We start from the raw sequence: 4,605 nt of genomic DNA, 5'->3' as shown, positions 1-4,605 counted from the left end.
AGCCGATAGCCGGATACGCGCCCGCGCGCCCGGCTGTCGCTGGTCATCTGCGCCATAAGCGCGTTGTGCGGCACGTCGATCACCGCGTAGGCGCCGCGAAACACCAGCATCGCCGCCGCCAGCAGCCAGCCCTGATGGAGACCGGAAGCAGGCATGGCGTAGAGCATTGCGAAGGCCATGCCGCAGGGCACCGTGCCGGTCGCGACCAGCCAGCGATAGCCGCGCCCCTTGCGCCGCAGCCGGATCACCAGCGCGGCCGCGACCAGATCGAACACGAGGTCGCCCGCCAGCGCGACCAGCATCAGCGACCCGGCCGCCGTCGCGCTCAGGCCGAGCAGGTCGGTCAGCAGGAACAGGATCGTCATGTCCGCCCCGGCAAAGACCAGCGCCTTGCCGAAATTCCCCGAGGAATAGGCGAACAGCCGCGCCTCACGCGCGATGACGGCCAGAGTGCGGCCTGGGTTGGGCATGGAACCGGCCGCTAGCGGCGGATCATGACGGCTGTGCGACACAGGGCCGTGTTAGGGGCCGTGTTAGGGGCCGTGTTGGTGGGGCGTCTAACAAAAGAGAAGGGCCGCCATCCCGGTGGATGGCGGCCCTTTCCGGTATCGATCCTCGCGTTGGAGTTAGCGGCTGGCGAGTTCCTTGTTCAGCCACAGGGCCAGCAGGGTCGCCAGCGCGCCCGAGAGCAGGTAGCCGCCCGAGGCGATCAGGCCGAAGTGGGTGGAGAGCAGCAGCGCCGCCAGCGGGGCGAAGCCGGCGCCGAACAACCAGGCAAGGTCGCTGGTGAGCGCCGAGCCGGTGTAGCGGTGATCGGTCGGGAAAGCCGAGGCGACGACGCCCGAGGACTGGCCGAACGACAGGCCCAGCAGGATGAAGCCGCCGATCATGAACACCAGCTCACCGGCGGTGCCTGCGTCGAGCAGCTGCGGCGCGAAGCCGCTGAACACCGCGATGCCGACGGCGCAAGTGCCGAGCAGGGTGCGGCGGCCGTAACGGTCGGCGAGGCGGCCCGAGAACAGCACGGCGACGAGGCCGAAGACGGCGGCCAGCACTTCGATCAGCAGGAAGCGGGTCGGCGCTTCCTTGGTGAAGAGGAACACCCACGAGAGCGGGAACACGGTGACCATGTGGAACATCGCGAAGCTGGCGAGCGGGGCGAAGGCGCCGATCAGGACGGTGCGGCCTTCTTTGCTCACGGTGCCCATGACGCTGACCGGCTGCAAGTCGCGGCTTTCGAACAGGGTCTGGAATTCCTCGGTGACGACGATGCGCAGGCGCGCGAAGAGCGCGACGACGTTGATCGCGAGCGCCACGAAGAACGGATAGCGCCAGCCCCACTCCAGGAAGTCGGCGGCGGGCAGCACGGCGATCATGTAGGCGAACAGCGCGCTGGCGACGATGAGGCCGAACGGCGCACCGAGCTGCGGCACCATCGCCCACCAGCCACGGCGGTTTTCCGGGGCGTTGAGCGCGAGCAGCGAAGCCAGGCCGTCCCAGGTGCCGCCGAGCGCGAAGCCCTGCGCGATGCGGAAGATCGCCAGCAGCCAGATTGCGGTGGCGCCCATGGTCTCATAGGTCGGCAGGAAGGCGATCGCGGCAGTGGAGCCGCCGAGACCGAACAGCGCGATCGTCAGCTTGACGCCGCGGCCGTAGGCACGGTCGAGCGCCATGAAGAACAGCGAACCGAACGGGCGCGCGATGAAGGCCAGCGCGAAGATCGCGAAGCTGTAGAGCGTGCCGGTCAGCGGATCGACGAAGGGGAAGAACAGCTTCGGGAACACCAGCACCGAGGCGATGGCGTAGACGAAGAAGTCGAAGAATTCCGAGGTACGGCCGATGATCACGCCGATCGCGATCTCGCCGGGCGAAATCGCGTGGTGCGGCTTGAACGTCGGCAGGCCGAGTTCCTCGCGGGTCGGGGTCGTGGTTGTGCTCATCTGGCGTATCTCGGCCTTCGTCTGGTATAACACGGGAATAAGCGAGAGTCCCGCCCGTCCGCGAATCGCACCGGCGCGACGGACGCGCGGCTTCACAATTGGCCGCCCTATTGTATCTGAAACGCCGTAAGGGGATTGGACAAAATGTCCTATGTTCGCATCCGCAGCACGGGCCTAGGCGACGCGCCATGCAACCGCCCGAGTCACGTCTGAACCCGCCCGGCCGTCGTTTCGGCCCGTTCCGTAACCGCGCGATGCGCGTCGTGGGCGCCCTCGGGCTGACCGCTGCGCTGTCGGCGTGCAACACCCTCGTGCTCAAGCCGTCGGGCGATGTTGCACAGCAGCAGGGCGACCTCGTGGTCGTCGCGACGCTGCTGATGCTGCTCATCGTCGTGCCGGTGATGCTGGCGGTGGTGATCTTCGCGTGGCGCTACCGCGCCAACAACAAAGACGCGAAGTACGAGCCGGACTGGGATCACTCGACCCAGCTTGAGCTGATGATCTGGGCCGCGCCGCTGCTCATCATCATCTGCCTTGGCGCCGTGACCTGGACCAGCACCCACCTTCTCGATCCCTACCGCACCATCGGCCGCATCGACGCCCAGACCCAGGTTTCGCAGGATGCGAAGCCTCTCGAGGTCGAAGTCGTCGCGCTCGACTGGAAGTGGCTGTTCATCTACCCCGAGCAGGGCGTTGCCACCGTCAACGAACTGGTCGTGCCGAGCGGCCGCCCGCTGAACTTCAAGATCACTTCCGCGAACGTCATGAACTCGTTCTACGTTCCGGCGATGGCGGGCCAGATCTACGCGATGCCGGGCATGGAAACGCGCCTGCACGCGGTGATGAACTCGAACGTCGAGTCGGTCGGCTTCTCGGCCAACTACTCGGGCGCGGGCTTCACCCACATGCGCTTCAAGATGCGTTCGGTTTCGGACGCGGACTTCGCCAAGTGGGTCGGTGACGTGAAGACCACGGGCACCAAGCCGCAGCCTGCGGGCGACGTGATCGCCGCCGAAGCGTTCACCGGCGTTCCCGCCAAGCAGATGGGCGGCACCCTCGACCGCGCGGCCTACCTCGAACTCGAGAAGCCGACGCAGAAGGTTCCGGCGATCCGCTTCGCCAACGTCGATCCCAAGCTCTATGACGCCGTCGTCAACATGTGCGTCCAGCCGGGCAAGATGTGCATGAGCGAGATGATGGCTCTCGACGCGCGCGGTGGTCTGGGCAAGGCGGGCATCCGCAACGTGCAGATGCTGTCGTACGACAAGGACGGCCGCGACAGCGCGGTTGCCGAGAGCGCGAACCCGACCGATGCGGTCAAGCGCGAGCTGGCCTGGGTCCGTGCGCTGTGCGAGCAGATGCCCGGCCAGGTGCGCGACGGTTCCGTCAAGGCGCCTTCCGACCTTCGCTCGCTGAACGGCGCCGGGATCCCCGCGCCGCAGTCGATCGGCTTCGGCGGTGAGGATGCGCCCGCCGCGTCTTCGCCGAAGCCCGCTCACATTTCCCTGAATTCGCGGAACTGACACTCATGGCCATCGAAGCCGAAGCCCATAACCACTGGAGCCCGCTACTCGGGCGCCTGTGGCTGGATGCCATCCCGCAGGAGCCGATCGTGCTCGCGACCTTCGTGGTCGTGATGCTCGGCGGCGCCGCGCTCGTCGCGGGCCTGACCTACTTCAAGCTCTGGGGCTATCTCTGGAAGGAGTGGTTCACCAGCGTCGATCACAAGAAGATCGGCATCATGTACATGATCCTGGGTCTGGTCATGTTCCTGCGCGGCTTTGCCGACGCGATCATGATGCGCGCCCAGCAGGCGATGGCGTTCAACGGCAACGACGGTTACCTCAACGCCCACCACTACGACCAGGTCTTCACCGCGCACGGTGTGATCATGATCTTCTTCGTGGCGATGCCTTTCGTCACGGGCCTCATGAACTACATCGTGCCGCTGCAGATCGGTGCGCGTGACGTCAGCTTCCCGTTCCTGAACAACTTCAGCTTCTGGATGACCACCGCCGGTGCGGTGCTCACCATGATGTCGCTGTTCGTGGGCGAGTTCGCGCAGACCGGCTGGCTGGCTTATCCGCCGCTGTCGAACCTGGCGTACAGCCCGTGGGTTGGCGTCGATTACTACATCTGGTCCCTGCAGATCGCGGGTGTCGGCACGCTGCTTTCGGGCGTCAACCTGGTGTGCACCATCGTCAAGATGCGCGCGCCCGGCATGACCATGATGCGCATGCCGGTGTTCACCTGGACCTCGCTTTGCACCAACATCCTGATCGTCGCCGCCTTCCCGGTGCTGACGGCAGTGATGACGATGCTGACCGTCGACCGCTACCTCGGCTTCAACTTCTTCTCGAACGACTTCGGCGGCTCGCCGATGATGTACGTGAACCTGATCTGGATCTGGGGTCACCCCGAGGTCTACATTCTCATCCTGCCGCTGTTCGGCGTGTTCTCGGAAGTCGTCTCGACCTTCTCGGGCAAGCGCCTGTTCGGCTACTCGTCGATGGTCTACGCCACGCTGGTCATCACCATCCTGTCGTACCTCGTGTGGCTGCACCACTTCTTCACGATGGGTTCGGGCGCGAGCGTCAACTCGTTCTTCGGCATCACCACCATGGTGATCTCGATCCCGACCGGCGCGAAGCTGTTCAACTGGCTG

Annotated in this window: 4 protein-coding genes; 2 read left to right on the top strand and 2 right to left on the bottom strand. The window is 65.5% G+C overall.

Features of this window, described 5'->3' with window-relative positions; all coding sequences use genetic code 11:
• Both LH128_RS27030 and LH128_RS27025 read right to left on the bottom strand, forming a co-directional pair.
• Positions 1–470, bottom strand: a 470-nt coding sequence (locus LH128_RS27030; protein WP_008832882.1) for an MFS transporter, incomplete at its 3' end; no start/stop codon positions are given.
• Between the two features lie 156 nt (positions 471–626).
• Complete coding sequence (locus LH128_RS27025) at positions 627–1,940, bottom strand: MFS transporter (protein ID WP_008832881.1); 1,314 nt, start codon at positions 1,938–1,940, stop codon at positions 627–629.
• A 188-nt stretch (positions 1,941–2,128) separates the two neighbouring features.
• Between LH128_RS27025 and cyoA the strand changes: the two genes are divergently transcribed.
• Entirely contained in the window at positions 2,129–3,463 is a 1,335-nt protein-coding gene (cyoA, locus tag LH128_RS27020) for a ubiquinol oxidase subunit II (protein WP_008832880.1), read from the top strand.
• A 5-nt stretch (positions 3,464–3,468) separates the two neighbouring features.
• Positions 3,469–4,605: cbb3-type cytochrome c oxidase subunit I (locus LH128_RS27015; RefSeq protein WP_008832879.1), on the top strand; the 1,137-nt coding region annotated here is incomplete at its 3' end.

Origin of the sequence: Sphingomonas sp. LH128, assembly GCF_000293195.2 — a bacterium.
Classification (GTDB): Bacteria; Pseudomonadota; Alphaproteobacteria; order Sphingomonadales; family Sphingomonadaceae; genus Novosphingobium; species Novosphingobium resinovorum_A.
The sequence above is the reverse complement of the archived record's forward strand: the minus strand, read 5'-3'. Positions and strand labels throughout refer to the sequence as shown.

Excerpts from the sequence above, each read along its gene's own strand:
- LH128_RS27025 (WP_008832881.1), bottom strand. The coding sequence starts at position 1,940 with ATGAGCACAACCACGACCCCGACCCGCGAGGAACTCGGCCTGCCGACG.
- cyoA (WP_008832880.1), top strand. The coding sequence starts at position 2,129 with ATGCAACCGCCCGAGTCACGTCTGAACCCGCCCGGCCGTCGTTTCGGC.